Raw genomic sequence first — 259 nt, forward strand, 5'->3', positions numbered from 1 at the left:
GCTCACACTGCCCGTTTCAGTGCTGTTGTACGCTGTATCATTGAGTGCCACGCTGTGACCGCTGGGTGCCGCCGTATCTAGTGTGCTGTTGGCCGTCACCGCGGTAGCTGCATTGCCCGCTGTATCGGTGAGTGTCACTGACAGCGTTAACGTACCATCATTTAGCGCGCTTAAATCTAAATTACTCAGCTGCTGCCCAGCTGATGTCACCGTGCCATTGCCCGTGACATTCGTACCGCCGTTGCTGCTCGAAATGGTA

At 55.2% G+C, this 259-nt stretch carries 1 protein-coding gene; it reads right to left on the bottom strand.

Features of this window, described 5'->3' with window-relative positions; genetic code table 11:
- Positions 1 to 259, bottom strand: a 259-nt coding sequence (locus N475_RS25695) for a hypothetical protein (protein WP_211270591.1), incomplete at both ends; no start/stop codon positions are given.

The organism is Pseudoalteromonas luteoviolacea DSM 6061, assembly GCF_001625655.1.
In the GTDB taxonomy this organism is placed as follows: Bacteria; Pseudomonadota; Gammaproteobacteria; order Enterobacterales; family Alteromonadaceae; genus Pseudoalteromonas; species Pseudoalteromonas luteoviolacea.